Raw genomic sequence first — 17877 nt, forward strand, 5'->3', positions numbered from 1 at the left:
ATTATTTATTTAATTTTTTGAGTGTCAATTATTCAGCACTTGGAGTTTCTTCAGTGCTTTCTGCTGATGCTTCAGGAGCTGTTTCAGCAGGAGTTTCTTCTACAGCAGGTGCAGCTTCTTCAGCTTTAGCCTCTACTGTTTCAGGTTTGTTTTGAAGAGCAGAAAGAACGTTTCTGATTGGTGACTGAAGTAATCCGATGATTTCTCCGATCATTTCTTCTCTAGACTTGATGTTAGCCAACGCATCCAGATTGTTGTCACCGATATAGAAAGTTTCCTGAAGGTAAGCAGATTTTAAAGCCGGCTTTTCTTCTTTCTTTCTGAAGTTCTGGATTAATTTTGCAGGAGCATTTGCTGTTTCAGAAACCATCAAAGCAGAGTTTCCTTTGAAAGATGCGAACATCTCAGAATAATCTACTCCTTCTATTTGCTCCATAGCTTTCTGCAAAAGTGTGTTTTTTACCACTTTTACCTTGATATTATTTTTGAAAGCCTGTCTTCTAAATTCTGAAGACTTTGCTGCATTTAATCCTTCAAGATCCGCTACGTAAACTACTTTGGCATCCTGCAACAAATCCTTAATTTCCTGTATTACTAATACTTTTTCTTCTTTTGTCATTGTCTTTCAGATTTTAGTTAACAGATTTAGTATCAATTGCAATACCTGGACTCATTGTAGAAGACAAGTAAATGCTTTTTACGTAAGTTCCTTTAGCTGCAGTCGGCTTCATTTTGATCAATGTCTGGATCAGTTCCTGAGCATTTTCTTTCAATTTAGCAGCATCAAAAGATACTTTACCGATAGCAGCGTGTACGATACCGTACTTATCAACTTTAAAATCAATTTTACCTGATTTCACTTCAGAAACGGCTTTACCAACTTCCATAGTTACAGTACCTGATTTTGGGTTTGGCATTAAACCTCTCGGTCCTAAAACTCTACCTAAAGGTCCCAGTTTACCCATTACAGCAGGCATCGTAACAATAACGTCCACGTCTGTCCAACCGTTTTTGATTTTATCTAAATATTCATCAAGACCTACATAGTCTGCCCCGGCTTCTTTAGCTTCAGCTTCTTTATCCGGAGTCACAAGTGCTAATACTTTAACATCTTTACCGGTTCCATGAGGAAGAGATACTACACCTCTTACCATCTGGTTTGCTTTTCTTGGATCTACTCCCAATCTTACAGCGATATCTACAGAAGCATCAAACTTTGCAGTGTTCACTTCCTTCACAAGAGCTGAACCTTCCTCCAGGTTATAGATTTTTCCTTTTTCTACTTTGCTTAAAGCTTCCTTTTGCTTCTTAGTTAATTTTGCCATTTCAATAAGTTTTAAGCGTTAGTTGGTTTAGTTCCTGTTACTCTTAATCCCATAGATCTTGCTGTACCTGCAACCATAGAGATTGCAGAATCCATAGTAAAGCAGTTTAAATCCGCCATTTTATCTTCAGCGATCTTCTTTACCTGATCCCAGGTTACAGAACCTACTTTATTTCTGTTTGGTTCTCCGGAACCACCTTTGATTTTAGCCGCATCCATTAATTGAATAGCTGCAGGCGGAGTTTTAATTACGAATTCAAAAGATTTGTCTTCGTATACCGTAATTACTACAGGTAAAACTTGCCCTGGCTTATCTTGAGTTCTTCCGTTAAATTGCTTACAAAACTCCATGATGTTAACACCCGCAGAACCCAAAGCTGGACCTACTGGCGGAGAAGGGTTTGCTGCACCTCCTTTCACCTGAAGCTTTACCATTTTAAAGACTTTCTTAGCCATTGTTTCTTTTTTAAATTTGAATAATTAATGAGTTTGGAAGCATTATTATTCAGCAGGTTATCGTTCTCACACATGATAAACCTACTTTTCGGATTGCAAAAGTATAAAATATTTTTGAATTAGCAAATGGATAATGCTGATTTTTAGAAATTTATTTCAATTTCATATTAATTGAAACTCAATCATTTAAATTGCAGGCAATTGGCATTTCATCCTTTAAAGATTGATAAAGTACTTTTTTTAAAGAAATATGTAGAAATAAACAACGCAATCACCGAAGTCTGAATCCATTCAAAATCCAGCTTGAACCGGATATTGGCCGCATGCCCAATCAGGTAAGGCATGGTAAAGCCTGCAAATACAATACATAAAAAGAAAAACAGCCTCTTATCCTTTTTAAAAAAATAGGCCAGACTTACGAATAATAGTAGATTGATAAGAATAACGTAGCACTTTCGTCCAATGAGGACAGATAAACCGTTATCATTAAAATATTTCTTGGGAACAAACCATAAGCTGACAAGGTTATTAAGGGCTTTTTTATAAGGGGCCATCTTGTCATCCGTAACAATTTTTTTCACCTCATTCTCGTAAATAACCTCATCTTCAAATTCATTGTGGCGGGAAATCCTGGCAAAGATCGCCTGCTTTTCTTTTTCTGAAACAAACCGGTCACCATATAATATCTGATGATCGGGAATATATCCTAAATAAACATTTTGCCATACCGGAGACTTACTCATTATAATTTTATCGAAGGTAAGGTAGTTTCTGATTACCCAGGGCGAATAGCCAGCTCCTGCTATTAAAATAACAGCCAATAGATTCTTGAGGGAAACTTTTTTATAGAATCCCAAGGCCAAAAGCAACAGCAACATAACCGGAACTGCTACCACCTGCGTAAGGCTCACAAGGGCTGTAAGAACAGATAACAATAAAATATGTTTAAAGGATACAGGTCTTATCCAAAATAATGAATATGCATACATCCAGATTACAAAAAGCAATATGAAGATATTGGTAGCTTCCAGAACATTGGAATAGTAAAAATATGCCGGAGAAAAAATAAAGAAATAACCGGACAGAAAGCCAGCATTTTTAAGCTTAAGATTTTCAAAAAACCTTATGAGCACTAAGGGTATAATAAAATAGAATACATGCTGTGTAAGGATGATAAACCGGGCTGCCTGGTCAATGCCGAAAATCTTCATATAACTGCTTAGAAAAAGAGGATATACGGGAAGTTTATATGCTGAGCTTCCATATTTCACATCTAAAGAATAAATATGGGCTACCGTTAAATTTTCAGCAATTGACCAATCTTCGAAATGTTCCGCCTCAAAATGGTGGTATACCGAAAAGAGGATCTTGATAATAAGAACAAGGCTGTTACATAGCAGGAAAAGCTTCCAGTTTAACAGTTTTCCTATCATTTTATTTTCTGAGAAATTCTGCATATACTAATTTTGGATGAGAAAAGCAAAAATAAAAAAAGGCAGATTAAAAAATCTACCTTCTCATATATATTTTATTATTTTCTAAACTTTTTCTACCTGCATATAGCTTAATTCCATTGGAGTCTTTCTTCCGAAAATTAAAACTGAAACTTCAATTTTCTTTTTATCTTCCAGGATTTTTTCAACTGTTCCGTTGAATCCGTTGAAAGGTCCGTCGATTACTTTTACATTTTCACCTACTACAAATGGGATCTCAACATCGGTGGCAAATTCTGAAAGTTCATCCATTCTTCCCAACATTCTGTTTACTTCAGACTTTCTCATTGGAACCGGATCTCCTCCTTTGGTCAGACTTAGGAATGAAATAACCCCGGGAATATTTTTAATAATATGAGGAATTTCGCCCATAAGATCAGCTTCAATCATCAGATAGCCAGGATAGTAAGGTCTTTCTTTCGGAACTTTTTTACCGTTCCTCAATTGAATCACCTTTTCCATAGGAATAACCACCTGAGTAACGTACTGCTCAAAGCCCAAACGCTTGATTTCCGTCTCAATGTAGTTTTTCACTTTATTTTCCTGTCCGCTGATTGCTTTCAGCACATACCATTTCAATTCGCTCATTATGGGAAAATACTTTTTTGTTAATTGAACACATTAATTAGCATTCCTATTATGTTGCTGATTGCTTTAGAAAACAATTCATCAACTCCAAAAGTAAATAATGCCAAAATCACTGTCGCAATAGTCACTACAATTGTAGAAGATTGCAGATCAGCCCACTTTGGCCATTCAACTTTATGTCTGAATTCGTTATAAGAACCTTTTAAAAAATCGATAAATGAACTCATAATTTTTATTTGCACGGGCACAAGGATTCGAACCCTGATCAACGGTTTTGGAGACCGGTATCCTACCATTGGACGATGCCCGTAGATAAAGGCTTCCGTAAGTTTCCTTACGGAAGCCTTATATTTTAAGATATTAATCTAAGATTTCAGTAACCTGACCAGCACCTACTGTTCTACCACCTTCTCTGATCGCAAATCTAAGACCTACGTTAAGAGCGATTGGTTGTAACAATTCTACAGTAATTGTCAAGTTATCACCAGGCATTACCATTTCTACACCTTCTGGTAAGAAGATCTCACCTGTAACGTCAGTAGTTCTTACATAGAACTGAGGACGGTATTTGTTGTGGAATGGAGTGTGACGTCCACCTTCTTCTTTAGAAAGGATATAAACCTCAGCTTTGAATTTTTTATGTGGAGTTACAGATCCTTGTTTAGCGATAACCATACCTCTCTTGATATCGGTTTTTTCAATACCTCTTAACAATAGACCTACGTTATCACCAGCTTCACCTCTGTCTAGAATTTTTCTGAACATTTCAACCCCAGTTACAGTAGAAGTTAATTTTTCGTCACCCATACCTACGATGTCTACAGCATCACCAGTATTGATAACACCAGCCTCGATTCTACCAGTTGCTACAGTACCTCTACCTGTAATAGAGAATACGTCTTCGATTGGCATCAAGAATGGCTTATCCTGATCTCTTACCGGCTGCTCGATCCAAGTATCAACAGCATCCATTAATTCTTCTACAGTTTTCACCCACTTCTCGTCTCCGTTAAGAGCACCAAGAGCAGATCCCTGGATTACTGGAGAGTTATCTCCGTCATATTCGTAAGTAGATAATAAATCTCTAAGTTCTAATTCAACAAGCTCTAATAATTCAGCATCATCCACCATGTCAACCTTGTTCATGAAAACAACAATTCTAGGTACGTTTACCTGACGGCAAAGTAGGATGTGCTCTCTTGTTTGAGGCATTGGTCCATCAGTTGCAGCACATACTAAGATAGCTCCATCCATCTGAGCAGCACCTGTTACCATGTTTTTAACATAGTCCGCGTGACCAGGACAGTCAACGTGTGCATAGTGTCTTTTTTCAGTTTCGTATTCGATGTGAGCTGTATTAATAGTGATACCTCTTTCTTTTTCTTCTGGAGCAGAGTCAATAGCAGAGAAGTCTTTTTTCTCAGCAAGACCTTTGTTAGCTAATACGCTACTGATAGCAGCAGTAAGAGTAGTTTTACCATGGTCAACGTGACCAATAGTACCAATGTTCAAGTGTGGTTTGTTACGATTAAACGTTTCCTTTGCCATGATTTAAAATTATTTATTTATTGTTTATTCAAATTTTCGGTGTGCAAATATAATGAATTTTTAAATACCAAAACCTTTTTCTTGAAAAAAGTTTTAATATTCAAATCCAAAGAATTACAAACCATTATATTTCCATGTATTGAGAATGCAAATTTACACAATTTTCCCGATTGAAAAAATCTTTATAAAACGATTTAATAAAAAGCCTGAAATACAGATTATTTCAGGCTCCTTAATTAATATAAAATGAAAGAACGGTCAGATTTGCTCCGACTTTTTAGCTCTGTTGAATATCCAGAAAATGATCGGGAAGATAAGCAATGTAAGGGTTGTAGCCGTAATCAGCCCACCAATAATGACAATCGCCAGAGGCTTCTGAGACTCCGAGCCGATACCGGTAGATAAGGCCGCCGGCAAAAGCCCTATGGAAGCCATCAGCGCGGTCATTATCACCGGCCTGGTCCTGGCTTTCACGCCATTCAATATGGCCTGATCCAATGCCAGTCCATTTTTAACATTCTGATGAAATTCCGTGATAAGGATGACCCCATTCTGAATACAGATCCCCAATAATGCGATCATTCCCACCCCGGCCGATATTCCGAAGTTCATCCTGGTGACATGAAGGGCAATAATTCCACCGATCAATGCAAAAGGTGCGTTGGCCAATACCAGAAGCGAATCTTTCATATTTCCAAAAAGAATAAAGAGTAAAAAGAAGATCATTAAAATACTTACCGGAACCACCTGCGCCAATCTGTGAGAAGCTCTTTGCTGGTTCTCAAACTGCCCTGTCCAGGCGATGGAGTATCCGTCCGGAAGCTCAATTTTGGAAACCGCTTTTTGTGCATCGGCAATAGTACTTCCCAAGTCCCTGTCGCGAACCGAAAACTTAATCCCTATGTACCGCTTGATATCATCCCGGTAAATAAAGGCGGCGCCATTATCTTTCACGATATTGCTGATCTCTTTCAGAGGAATCATTGTACCATCCTGGGTAGGAACCATCAGGGCTGCTATATCGTTTTCATCTTTCCTGTATTCCCGGGCATACCGGAGACGGATCGGGAACTTTCTTTCCCCGTCAAACATTTCTGATGCTGTTTTCCCTCCAAATGCCATTTCCAGAACAGCCTGGGCGTCTGCGGGCATTACTCCGTACGCGGCCATCTTATCCCTGTCCAAAACCACGCTTACCTCCGGCTGACCGATATTTTTAATGATCCCCGGATCTTTCACTCCTTCAACATTCTTAACAGCTTTTAAAACTTCTTCGGCAAGTCTGTCCAGAGTATCCAGATTATCCCCATATATTTTAATCCCATTTTCAGCTTTAAATCCGGCCACAGCTTCTGCAACGTTGTCAGAAATGGGCTGAGAGTAATTAAAAGTGATTCCCTGGTAGTCTTTCAGCTTTTTATCGATTTCCTCCACTAATTCTTCATAGGTGATCTTACGCTTCCACTCTTCCCTTGGTTTAAGATTTACGGCGAACTGCACAAACCCGAACCCGTTGGGGTCCGTTCCGTCATTGCTTCGTCCGGTTTGGGCCAGTACATCGGTCACCTCAGGGAAGCTCAGAATATCTTTCTTCAAAAGATCCGCCGTTTTCAATGATTCCTCCAAAGAAGAACTCATCGGCATCTCTGCGGTGATCCAAAGGGAGCCTTCATTGAGCTGTGGCAAAAATTCTGTTCCCAGGAATTTTCCTGAAAATAATGTCAGGGTAAGAAAAGAAACAGCAATGACCAGGCTTGTTCTTTTATGTGTAAAAGTATAGCTGAATCCTTTCAAGACAACCCTGTCCCAGAAGTTCACAAAGGGATTATTCTTTTCCCTTACGTTCTTGTTTAAAAGGATGTGGGAAAGCACGGGAACGAGCGTCAGGGTGAATATCAGCGCTCCTACCAGGGCAAAGCCCAGGGTAAAGGCTAACGGTGAGAACATTTTACCTTCCACCTTCTGGAATGAGAAAATAGGGATCAGGGAAGTGATGATGATCAGTTTTGAAAAGAAAATTGCCTTTCCCAGCCCGGTTCCCGTTTGTTTGATCCATCCGCCTTTTGCAAGCTTGTTGAATCTCTCCATTCCATATTTGTGGGCTTTATGATCCAGCATTACGAAAAGTCCTTCTACCATGACCACGGCGCCATCAATAATAATCCCGAAATCTATAGCTCCCAGAGAGAGCAGGTTAGCATTCATCCCTGCCAGATTCAGGCATAGAAATGCGAACAGTAATGATAACGGGATAATGATGGAAACGATCAGTGTAGTCCTCCAGTCGGCCATGAATATAAGCACCATTACCGTCACCAACACAATTCCTTCGATCAGGTTGTGCATTACAGTATGCGTAGTAAAATCCATCAGATTGTCACGATCATAGAATGTAACAATCTTTACATCTTTCGGAAGAACCTTTTCATTAAGCTCTTTAATTTTTGCTTTTACGTTTACCAGAACTTCACGGGGGTTTTCTCCTTTTCTCATCACCACAATACCTTCCACAGTATCTTCGTGATTATTCAATCCGGCCTGCCCTACCCTTGGCATTGAGCTTTCATGAACATCGGCAACATTTTTGATCAGCACCGGGTTCCCGCTATCGTTCTGTATGGTAATATTCCCGATATCGGCAACGGATTTTACCAGACCTATTCCCCTTACCACATAAGCCTGTCCGTTTTTCTCAATGATATCACCTCCTACATTCAGATTGCTTTTAGTAACAGCGTCATAAACTTCTAATGGCGTAAGGTTATATTTATCCAGAGCTCTCGGATCGATACTTAATTCATACACTTTATCCTGACCTCCGAAAACATTGATGTCTGCCACTCCGGGCACTCCTCTCAGGGCCCTGTCAATCACCCAGTTCTGTAAGGTGAGCAATTCCCGTGAATCTTTGGTCTTGCTTTCCAGAGTATATCTGAAGATCTCACCGGTAGGTCCGTAAGGTGGCTGTACTTCAGGATCAACTTCATCGGGCAGGCTGACGGTTCTTAGCTGGTTATTAACCTGGTTTCTGGCAAAAGTATCATCTACGCCGTCATCAAAAAGAATTTTAACGATAGAAAGACCAAACATCGTTGTGCTTCTTACACTTGTCTTCTTTTGAACCGGGCTCATCGCCAGTTCAATAGGCGTGGTGACAAAACGCTCAACCTCTTCCGCGCTCCGGCCATTCCATTGGGTGATGATTACGATTTGGGTATTGGTAACATCCGGAAAGGCTTCAATAGCCATATTTTTGAAACTTATAAAACCGGAAATTACCAGAATGGCTACCCAGATAAAGGTGAATGCTTTATTTTTTAAGGAAAAAGCAATGATATTTTTAATGAATTTGTTCATGACGGTTTTTTTGATAATGGCTTAATATGAAGGTTGCAGCTTTTGAAAGCAGCAGACTTCAGATTTAAAAGAATTTCTGCAAGAGCCTTTGAAATAGTTTAAGTGTTGAGTGAGCGATAGATCAACAACTGATTGTTAGTGATTACCTGTTCGCCCTCAGACAGTCCTTCAGAAACATAAGTAGTTTCACCTACCTGTTTTAAAATTTTTATTTCTTTAACTTTAAGGTTCGTTCTGGATTTGTACACCACTACAAAGCTTCGGTTATCATCAAATATTACTGCCTTGGATGGTATGGCCAGCGCCATATTATTTTCTGAGCTGCTGACCTTTATAGTGGCCTTACTTTCCGGGATCAGCAATCCGTTGGCATTATCCAGAACCACTCTGGCCTGCATGGCATTGGTCTGCGGATCAATAATTTTGAAAATTTTATCAATCTTTCCGTAGAATATCTTGTCCGGATATGAAAGTGTGGATACCTCAGCCCGCATTCCGAGACTGATCTTATCTATGTCTGATTCATTGACATTCATGATCGCCCAGACATTGGTGGTATTGGCCACATCAAAAATATTATCGCTTCTGTCACTTCTCAGCTGCATATCCTTATTGATGTTCTTCTGAACGATATATCCGCTGATGGGAGCCACTACGCTATAAATATTTCCCTTTTGCACATTGTAGACCTTGCTTACCGCATTTGCCCTCTGCAATTGGTCCTGCGCTTTCTGAAGCTCACTTTTTGCTTCCAGAACGTCTCTTTCGGTGTTCAGCTTTCCTTCATACATTTCTTTGGCTACCCGGAAATTATTTTGAGCGACAACCAGATCTGTCCTGGCATCGCTTACATCTTTCTGAACCTCGGCCAGCTCAGTGCTTCGGATGGTAGCGAGTACCTGCCCTTTTTTCACATAATCTCCCAGCTCCGCATTCACACTCAGAACATTTCCTCCTACCAAAGGATAAACATCGATATAGCTGTTTTTATCCGCCGATATTTTTCCGTAAAAATTATAGTTATCTTCTATATATTTTTTTTCAGCTTTCGACAGGGAAATAGACTTTAGCATCGTATTGCTCAGCTCAAAGCCTTTTTTTGCCTGTGACCCCTTTTCTTCCTCTTTTTTTGAGCAGGACAGTAAAAAAAGCACCACAAATAGAGAAATGATATATTTTTTCATTTTTAATAGAAGATTTTTGTTTGTACTAATTGATTGAGCTGCTCCGCAGCCTGCATAACCCCGTTTTTCATATCATAGATCTGAAGAGCTGTTTGCCTGTAGCTTTCCATGAAATCCGTAAATTCTATAAGGCTTACATTTCCGTTTCTGAAGTTTTTTAACATCCCGCTGTAGACAAGATCAAGATTGTTAAGATCTGTGGCCTTGATTTCTGCCAATTGGTCATACTGATTTTTCCAGGTCTGATAAGCTGAGCGGACTTTGGTTTCCAGATCGAGTTTTTGATAATCCGCATTTTTCTGGCTCTGCTGAATGGCATATCCGGCCTTTTCCACATTCCCCCGGTTACTTTTCCATAAAGGCAACGGAATCCCTATCATCAGATTCACCTCATTATGAAAGGTTCCGCCATTCTGATCCCATCCGGCTCCCACATTCAAATCCGGGACGTTCAGAGATTTCTGCCATTGGGCATATAGCTTATTGTTATCAATCAGTTTCAGATAATATTGATAATCCGCATTGTTTTCAAGCGCTTTTCTTTTCAATTCTTCTTCATCCCCGAATGGCTGCGCCGTAAGGATGTCTTTGGTTTCAGCTTCGGAAAGCTGCGGTTCAATATCTTCTGTAACTCCCGTTAATACTTTAAGATTCTGTTCAAATTCAAGAATATTTTTACTGATCCCGAGCTTGTCATTATTGAGCTGGATAACAATGCTTTGCAGCCTTACCTCATCTTTAAGAGAAACGTTTCCTTTAGCAGCCTGGATTCTGTAAGCATTTAAAAGGTCGTTCATATATCCCAGTTGCTTCTCCGTGTTATCCAGCTTTAATTTCTCATAATAAAGGTTGAAATAAGTTGACCGGAGCTGGGCTTTAAGGTCAACCATCAATTGGGAGAACTGAAGCTGAGCCAGCTCTTTATTGGACCTTGCGAAGGCAATCTCATTTTTCTTTTTGCCGCCCATGTATATGAGCTGCGTTATTTGCGCCCCTTTGGCATGCCCGATATCAAATACTTTTTTATCGTCCGGATTATATGCATTCACCTGTCCGCTCAGTTGCGGAAGCTCCCAGATTTTAGCCTGTAAGATGTCTGCATCAGCCATGCTGATGTTATATTGTCCGGCAAGCAGTTGAAGATTATTCTTCTGGAAAGCTTCTTCACAATCCAAGAGTGACATCTGCTGCTGTGCAGTTCCCAATGAAGAAACCATGATAAATAGTCCTGCAACTTTGTTCATCGCTCAAATTTTGAGACAAAATTGCCTTAATACAATTAAAACGAACTTAAAGGATGCTTAAAAAAAAATTAAATTTCTATTTTTTGAAAATAACGCTGAATTTATTGGTATTGGTTGAAGGAGACGAATAGATGATCCTGGCACCATGGTATTCAAGGATCCTTTTCACAATTCTAAGACCGAGCCCGGAACCTGAAATATTCTGGGCATTACTTCCTCTGGCAAAGGCTTCAAATAATTTAGCCTGCTCTTCTGCAGGAATAGTATCTCCATGGGAAATAACATCAATTTTTACTTCTGAGGCTGTCTCGGTGATCAAAACATCTGCCCTGGTATCATAAGAATATATGGCCGCATTTTTTAATAAATTGATGAATACGATATCCAGCAAAGACTGGATGCCGTTGATGGTAAGAAAAGCATTTTCCGAGGTATCTTCAGAAATCAGAAAATCCATTTTAAGGTTCGGATAGCTTTTTTCCACAATTTCAAAAGATTCAAAAATCACCTCATCAATTCTCACCTCTTCGTAAAGACTCTGAATATTTTCTTTATCGAATTTGGTAAGCAGCAACAGGGAATTGGTAAGATCGGACAGTTGGTATACATCCTGCAGGATCTGCTTCAGAGATGATAATGTGTCCGGAGAATGCTGTTCAAGCTTGATCAGATTCTCCAGTTGAAAGGCCATTCTTGTGATGGGTGTCCTGATTTCATGGGAGGCGCTTGCGGTAAAATCTTTCTGAGACTGAAACACGTCATTTAATCTGATGATCATCGTATTGAAAGAATTGGCAAGAACACTTATTTCATCATTGGACTGCTGCACGGGGATCTGGGTTGTCAGTTTATGAGCGGTAACCTCTGATATTTCTTTGTTCAGCTCTTCCAGGGGACGAAGAAACTGCCCCATAAAATAATAGCTGAAAAAACCGATAAGAAGGGTACTCATTACATAAGCCGTAATGAGGAGGTATTTCAGATAGGCGAGCTTGGATTTTCCGTTTGTATCAAAAGCTTTTGTAAGAATATAATAGTTTTGGCCCTTGATGGTCCGCAGTGCCGCATAGATTTCAGGTACTGTCTTTTCACTGTAAATAACTTTCTTCTCATCAAGCTCTTGCAACAGGGAGTTGTCCCAGCTGACGTTCCTGTCTTTTATAGTACTGTAAATCAATTCCTTTCTGGCATTAAAGATCAGTATTGTCTCATTCAGAAGGATATTATCAGAATTTTCATTAAAGAAAATTGGTGCTTCTTCTTCAAAGTTTTTAGATTTTGAAATAAAATGGGTGGTGAACTCCAGTCTTTGGCGGAACCGTTCTCTAAACTCATCCCTTCTGAAATCATTAAAGGACATATAGATCACTACCATTACAATACCGAACAGCAATGAAAAGGCAATACTGAGATTGAGCGCTATCTTTCTTTTTAAAGACATTTACAAAGGGCTTAAATAATACCCGAAACCGGAGCGTGTATGAATGAGCTTTACTTTGAAGTCTTTATCAATCTTCTTTCTTAAAAAGTTGATATAAACTTCCACAGTATTGGTATTGGTATTAAAATTATGTTCCCATACGTGCTCTGTGATCTGTTGTTTGGATACTGTCCTGCCCTGTGCTTCAGCCAGATAGGCCAGCAGCTGAAATTCCTTTAAGGTGAGGGCTATCTCATTACCTCCACGGTAAACTTTCTGCTCTGTTTTATTGATAATCAGATCATCTATGCGGACGATATCCTGGTCCGTATTATCTGATGTTGCCTTTCTTCTCAGAAGGGAATTGATCCGTAAGAGCAGCTCCTCAAACTGGAAAGGCTTCACCAGGTAGTCATCAGCCAGTCTGGTAAAGGCATCCTTTTTATCGGAAAGATCCCCATAGGCTGAAATGATGATGATGGGGGTGGTTTTATCAAAAGAACGGATGGTCTGGCACACATCCAAACCATTGATCTTCGGGACATTGATATCCAGGAGATACAGATCGTAAGAGCCGTTTTTAATCTGGCGGAGAAAGGTTTCCCCGTCGTAGATTTTATCACAGGTAAAATGGTTGGATTCCAAAAATTTACAAAGCTCTGCCGAAAGAATAAGGTCGTCTTCCAATAAAAGAATATTCATCAAAAATTATTTTATACGAATTTAATGAAAATTTCTGGCAAAAAAATATCCCGAAGGAAATTCGGGACAGTGGAGCCAATATCGGGATTTGAACCCGAGACCTCTTCCTTACCAAGGAAGCGCTCTACCCCTGAGCTATATCGGCAGGTATGAAAAAAAATCATACTGACAGCATGATTTTTGTTGAGCGGAAGACGGGGGTCGAACCCGCGACATTCAGCTTGGAAGGCTGACGCTCTACCAACTGAGCTACTTCCGCAATTTTGTTTCCAAAATTATTGGTAACGCTGTGCAAACTTAGCAAAATCCTTTTAAATCTGCAACTTTTTTATTCTAATATAAAATGTGGGGAGAGCAGGATTCGAACCTACGAAGCCGAAGCAACTGAGTTACAGTCAGTCCCATTTAGCCACTCTGGAATCTCCCCTCATGTTTATATAAAATGAGCCTCCAGAGGGATTCGAACCCACGACCCCGAGATTACAAATCACGTGCTCTGGCCAACTGAGCTATGGAGGCATTTTTAAAGGACTGAAAGCCGTTGAGAAACTCTACCCTACGCTATATCAGCTGTAAAAAAAAATCACGCCCTGTGGTGTGATTCTGTTGAGCGGAAGACGGGGGTCGAACCCGCGACATTCAGCTTGGAAGGCTGACGCTCTACCAACTGAGCTACTTCCGCAATTTTGTTTCCAAAATTATTGGTAACGCTGTGCAAACTTAGCAAAATCCTTTTAAATCTGCAACTTTTTTATTCTAATATAAAATGTGGGGAGAGCAGGATTCGAACCTACGAAGCCGAAGCAACTGAGTTACAGTCAGTCCCATTTAGCCACTCTGGAATCTCCCCTCATGTTTATATAAAATGAGCCTCCAGAGGGATTCGAACCCACGACCCCGAGATTACAAATCACGTGCTCTGGCCAACTGAGCTATGGAGGCATTAAAAAAAAGAATTCAAAAGATCACTGTTCCTTTTTGCGAGTGCAAATATAGAACGGATTTTTTGAATTCTCAAATTTTTCAATGTTTTTTTTAAACTTTTTTTCTAGGCCATTTCTTTTTTCTTGATTAATAGCTTTTTAGCAGTATCAACACAAAGGTCTAAACTTTCTTCAAAAGTTGTAGTAGTTTTTTTTACGACAATATCGTCTCCCGGAACCGCTAAAATGATCTCGGCAGTTTTGTTTGCTCTGTCCGAGTTATTTTCTAATTTCAGGAACACTTTACATTCCTGAATTTTGTCATAGAAAGTATCCAGTTTGTTTACTTTTTTGTTAATGTGTGCTTCCAGTGGTTCATGAGGAGTTAAACCAATTGATTGTACTGTGATCTTCATAATTCATCTTTTTTTGAAGCTCGAGGGTGAGCTTGATTAAACACTTTTTTCAATTGTTCAATATTGGCATTCGTATAGACTTGAGTACTGGCAAGACTGGAATGTCCCAATATTTTTTTTACTTTGGAGATCTCCGCCCCATTATCCAAAACATGCGTAGCAAAGCTGTGTCTTAGAATATGAGGACTTCTTTTTTGCTTTGATGTTATAAGACTAAGGTACTTATTAACTACCACATAAACAAATTTTTCAGTGAGTTTTTTTCCTTTCTTATTCACAAAAAAGAAGGCTTTATACTCTTCCTGTGGCTGCCTTAGTTTCAGATAACTTCCAAGCATACCGGACAACTCACCGGATATGGGAATCACCCTTTCCTTATTCCCTTTTCCAATGATTTTTATTTCGTTTCCGCTTAAGTCTACATGCTCAAATATCAGGCCACAAAGCTCGGATTTACGGATCCCCGTCTGATACAGAACTTCCATGATGCATTGCTCCAGTACATCATAGGCTTCTTCAAAAACATGGTCTGTAAGAACCTGCATCTCTTCTTTAGATATAGGGATCTGTTTTTCGGGATAAAATTTCAGGGAAGTGATCCCTTCTGTAGGCGCTACCTCAATCTCTCCTATTTTTAACAGAAAAAGATAAAAACTGCGTAATGAAGACAATTTACGATTGATACTTCTTTTGGAAATATTATTTTCACTGAGCTCAACAATAAAATTTCTGACCATCTTCTTGTCAGCCCTGGAAATATCTCCTGAAGATTCCGTCTTGAGACAGAAATACGAAAAATCCTCAAGATCTTTTTTATAGCTCGTTATGGTATGAGGGGAATACCTCTTTTCGAATTGTAAATATTCTAAAAATTTATCCAACATTACATTTGGAGTATAAATAAAAAATCCACTCCTCAAATATAACTATTTAAGAAGTGAATTTAGTATGTGATTAAGAAAATTTTTCTTAAGCTTGCTCTTCTTTGCTAAGAGCTCTTTGTTTATGAGCAGCTTTCAATCTCGCCTGTCTCAAAGTTACAGAAGGCTTGATAAACTGTTGTCTGGCTCTCAACTGACGAACCGTTCCGGTTTTGTCAAATTTTCTTTTATATTTTTTTAATGCTCTATCGATGGATTCACCATCTTTTACAGGAATTATTAACATATTTTACATCTCATTTTGGACTGCAAAAGTATGCATTTTTTTTTAATTTGCAAAAATTCTATCACATAATAATAGAAATTTTCCGGATTTGATCAGTTAATCATACTATTTAAGATCTTACATCTATTCTGAATGATTGACTATGATCATATTCTCACCAAATAAAGCTTATTTAAAAAAGCTATGGCCTTACGTTAACTATTTTTAAACAAAATCCCTATCTTTGCATTCACTTATCGGGGGTTGACTGGTTTCGACAGCAAGACCAATGGATAAGTAAGCATGCAGAGAACCGTAGCGCGATCTCTATAATCCCTTGCTACAAGAATTTAACTGGCAACGAAGAGTTCGCTCTTGCAGCTTAATAATCGAAGTATAGTAGATTCAAGCGTTTTCCCGAAGATTTAGTAAGGAAGCAAGATACTCCACAAATGCTCTGTTCTGCGGCGTTTGATCCTGGGGTATAGGAATGCAGAAATAAGGCTTTAGATGCTTCGGCTAAAGCACGAAAACCTCAGAAGATAAGCTGAAAGTTGGGCGTCTGCTCTCTGCTTTCAGTCGAAAACCAGTAGCAGAATAAGCATGTAGAAAGCTTATGTATTGCTTGTTTGGACGAGGGTTCGAATCCCTCCAACTCCACTTTTTAAGCTAAAGAGAATTTGTAAATTATTGATTTTTAAATAATTACATTTTCTCTTTTTTATTTTTGTACCCAAAGTTGTACCCGAATTTTTGAAATGTACTTTTTTAAATCTGCCTGAATTTAATTAAACTTATTTGAACTTTAAGAATACAATAAGTTATTATAATAATGCAAATATATTACGATTTAAAATAATGTCCGTTACTTTCAAAATAATCAAACATTATACTTCGTTCTGTTGCTTCCCAATCAATCATAACAAAACTCGGGAGATTGAACGGTATATCATTTTCATATAAATATTCCACGAACTCAATATCATTTGCATATTCACCGTAATAGAAATTATTTACATATTCATAGATACTTTGGAAGTCAATTATACCTAAACAATCTGTACAAGCCTCGAAAACTTCAATATCATACTCAGATTCATTTATTTGCTCGGCAATGTTGTAAATTTCGGGAGATAAAAAACTTTCCCCTATCAATCCCAATTTTTCAAATAGAGAACACCCCTCATAATCGTTTAGCATAAATTCAGGGTCGGATTCATCTTTGTGCAGTTCTCTCATTGCTTCTAGTAGCTCGTCATAATCCGAATAATCTGAAAGGTTAAGCCATTTGCCAGACAGGCTTGAATTATTGTACTTAGCGTACGTTGAAACATAGATACTAGCAGTATCAAGACAATTTGTTAACTTTGTCATGTTAATAAGTTTTAGGTATGTTAAAATTTATTGATGCGCCTAGTTGTGTTCGAGACAGCTAGGCATTTTTGTTTTTATATTGAACCTTGTACACAAAGAAACAAGGCTAAAAGTAGCTTGTAAAGATATATAAATATACAACAAAAAGCCCATAAATACAAGTATTTTAGGCACTTTTTACTCAAAAAATCAATACTTTTTCAGGTAAGTTAAAAACTTTTTAACCACTCCGAGCGAAACAAAACAAAAAACAGTCGTCAAAAACCTAAAAACGTTGGTAGGGGCGGTTGGAAAAAACGTATCGACCTATATCCACTCTTTGTATAGTAGGGATTGTCGGGATGCCTATATGAAAATTTTGATATTTGACATAGGGGGTACATTTTATACTAAAATTTGACGGGGTTGGCGTAAATAGTAGACCAAGTATTATACATTTTCCCTGTAAGTCCGCTAAAAAAAATATCACTTAACTAAAGTACCACAAACCGTTTACCATAGTTTCTCAAAATATAGATTTAGAGTAGATAGTCGCAATAGTTTTGGGGTAAATCGGCAGATAATATATTGACAAAATCACGTCTACAAAAAATCTATTTTTTCTACGCCCAGACCAAACCGTAAAGATTACTTACCACAGCCTTTAAGTGTAATAGCCACGACTTTATCTGACAGTTATATCAAATTAAATAACTTTAAAAC

At 38.5% G+C, this 17877-nt stretch carries 16 protein-coding genes, 8 tRNA genes and 1 other RNA gene; 1 reads left to right on the top strand and 24 read right to left on the bottom strand.

Going from position 1 to position 17877, the window contains the following annotated elements; translation table 11 throughout:
* Nucleotides 1-28: 28 nt before the first annotated feature.
* The 23 genes from rplJ to rpsU form a co-directional block, all read right to left on the bottom strand.
* Nucleotides 29-619 (bottom strand): 50S ribosomal protein L10, encoded by a 591-nt coding sequence (gene rplJ, locus ABMQ40_RS11035; protein ID WP_370899529.1) that lies wholly within the window; start codon nt 617-619, stop codon nt 29-31.
* A gap of 13 nt (nt 620-632) precedes the next feature.
* The gene (gene rplA / locus ABMQ40_RS11040; RefSeq protein WP_370899531.1) at nt 633-1325 is read right to left on the bottom strand and encodes a 50S ribosomal protein L1; all 693 of its coding nucleotides are present in this window, start codon (nt 1323-1325) and stop codon (nt 633-635) included.
* A gap of 11 nt (nt 1326-1336) precedes the next feature.
* Entirely contained in the window at nt 1337-1780 is a 444-nt protein-coding gene (gene rplK, locus ABMQ40_RS11045; RefSeq protein ID WP_370899533.1) for a 50S ribosomal protein L11, read from the bottom strand.
* A gap of 209 nt (nt 1781-1989) precedes the next feature.
* Nucleotides 1990-3237, bottom strand: coding sequence for a hypothetical protein (locus ABMQ40_RS11050; RefSeq protein WP_370899535.1), 1248 nt, complete (start codon nt 3235-3237; stop codon nt 1990-1992).
* Nucleotides 3238-3318: 81 nt separating this feature from the next.
* Nucleotides 3319-3861: a transcription termination/antitermination protein NusG gene (nusG, locus tag ABMQ40_RS11055; protein WP_370899537.1), complete on the bottom strand. Its 543-nt coding sequence runs from the start codon at nt 3859-3861 to the stop codon at nt 3319-3321.
* 20 nt (nt 3862-3881) lie between these two features.
* Nucleotides 3882-4088, bottom strand: coding sequence for a preprotein translocase subunit SecE (gene secE, locus ABMQ40_RS11060; protein ID WP_172280674.1), 207 nt, complete (start codon nt 4086-4088; stop codon nt 3882-3884).
* 12 nt (nt 4089-4100) lie between these two features.
* A tRNA-Trp gene (locus tag ABMQ40_RS11065) sits at nt 4101-4171 on the bottom strand.
* A gap of 50 nt (nt 4172-4221) precedes the next feature.
* The gene (tuf, locus tag ABMQ40_RS11070; RefSeq protein ID WP_370899539.1) at nt 4222-5409 is read right to left on the bottom strand and encodes an elongation factor Tu; all 1188 of its coding nucleotides are present in this window, start codon (nt 5407-5409) and stop codon (nt 4222-4224) included.
* A gap of 258 nt (nt 5410-5667) precedes the next feature.
* On the bottom strand, nt 5668-8766 hold the full coding sequence (locus ABMQ40_RS11075) for an efflux RND transporter permease subunit (protein ID WP_370899541.1): 3099 nt from the start codon (nt 8764-8766) through the stop codon (nt 5668-5670).
* Nucleotides 8767-8864: 98 nt separating this feature from the next.
* The gene (locus ABMQ40_RS11080) at nt 8865-9950 is read right to left on the bottom strand and encodes an efflux RND transporter periplasmic adaptor subunit (protein WP_370899543.1); all 1086 of its coding nucleotides are present in this window, start codon (nt 9948-9950) and stop codon (nt 8865-8867) included.
* Between the two features lie 2 nt (nt 9951-9952).
* Nucleotides 9953-11194 carry a TolC family protein gene (locus ABMQ40_RS11085; protein WP_370899545.1) on the bottom strand — a complete coding sequence of 414 codons (1242 nt, stop codon included), beginning with the start codon at nt 11192-11194 and terminating at the stop codon, nt 9953-9955.
* Between the two features lie 76 nt (nt 11195-11270).
* Complete coding sequence (locus ABMQ40_RS11090; RefSeq protein ID WP_370899547.1) at nt 11271-12635, bottom strand: ATP-binding protein; 1365 nt, start codon at nt 12633-12635, stop codon at nt 11271-11273.
* Nucleotides 12636-13316, bottom strand: a complete 681-nt coding sequence (locus ABMQ40_RS11095) for a response regulator transcription factor (RefSeq protein ID WP_370899549.1) — start codon at nt 13314-13316, stop codon at nt 12636-12638. It abuts the gene before it with no gap.
* A 70-nt stretch (nt 13317-13386) separates the two neighbouring features.
* Nucleotides 13387-13461: transfer RNA gene (locus ABMQ40_RS11100), tRNA-Thr, on the bottom strand.
* A 41-nt stretch (nt 13462-13502) separates the two neighbouring features.
* Nucleotides 13503-13575 (bottom strand) — tRNA-Gly (locus ABMQ40_RS11105).
* 87 nt (nt 13576-13662) lie between these two features.
* Nucleotides 13663-13743 (bottom strand) — tRNA-Tyr (locus tag ABMQ40_RS11110).
* An 18-nt stretch (nt 13744-13761) separates the two neighbouring features.
* Nucleotides 13762-13835 (bottom strand) — tRNA-Thr (locus ABMQ40_RS11115).
* A gap of 90 nt (nt 13836-13925) precedes the next feature.
* Nucleotides 13926-13998 (bottom strand) — tRNA-Gly (locus tag ABMQ40_RS11120).
* A gap of 87 nt (nt 13999-14085) precedes the next feature.
* Nucleotides 14086-14166 (bottom strand) — tRNA-Tyr (locus ABMQ40_RS11125).
* A gap of 18 nt (nt 14167-14184) precedes the next feature.
* Nucleotides 14185-14258 (bottom strand) — tRNA-Thr (locus ABMQ40_RS11130).
* Between the two features lie 106 nt (nt 14259-14364).
* Entirely contained in the window at nt 14365-14655 is a 291-nt protein-coding gene (locus ABMQ40_RS11135) for an HPF/RaiA family ribosome-associated protein (protein WP_370899551.1), read from the bottom strand.
* The gene (locus tag ABMQ40_RS11140) at nt 14652-15539 is read right to left on the bottom strand and encodes a tyrosine-type recombinase/integrase (protein WP_370899553.1); all 888 of its coding nucleotides are present in this window, start codon (nt 15537-15539) and stop codon (nt 14652-14654) included. The genes ABMQ40_RS11135 and ABMQ40_RS11140 overlap by 4 nt, the downstream gene beginning before the upstream one ends.
* Before the next feature lie 85 nt (nt 15540-15624).
* Nucleotides 15625-15822 carry a 30S ribosomal protein S21 gene (gene rpsU, locus ABMQ40_RS11145; RefSeq protein ID WP_007846872.1) on the bottom strand — a complete coding sequence of 66 codons (198 nt, stop codon included), beginning with the start codon at nt 15820-15822 and terminating at the stop codon, nt 15625-15627.
* Nucleotides 15823-16061: 239 nt separating this feature from the next.
* Between rpsU and ssrA the strand changes: the two genes are divergently transcribed.
* Nucleotides 16062-16464: a transfer-messenger RNA gene (gene ssrA / locus ABMQ40_RS11150) on the top strand.
* 180 nt (nt 16465-16644) lie between these two features.
* Here the strand turns inward: ssrA and ABMQ40_RS11155 are convergent.
* Entirely contained in the window at nt 16645-17175 is a 531-nt protein-coding gene (locus ABMQ40_RS11155; protein WP_370899555.1) for an antirestriction protein ArdA, read from the bottom strand.
* Between the last annotated feature and the right edge of the window lie 702 nt (nt 17176-17877).

The organism is Chryseobacterium gossypii, assembly GCF_041361455.1.
In the GTDB taxonomy this organism is placed as follows: domain Bacteria; phylum Bacteroidota; class Bacteroidia; order Flavobacteriales; family Weeksellaceae; genus Chryseobacterium; species Chryseobacterium gossypii.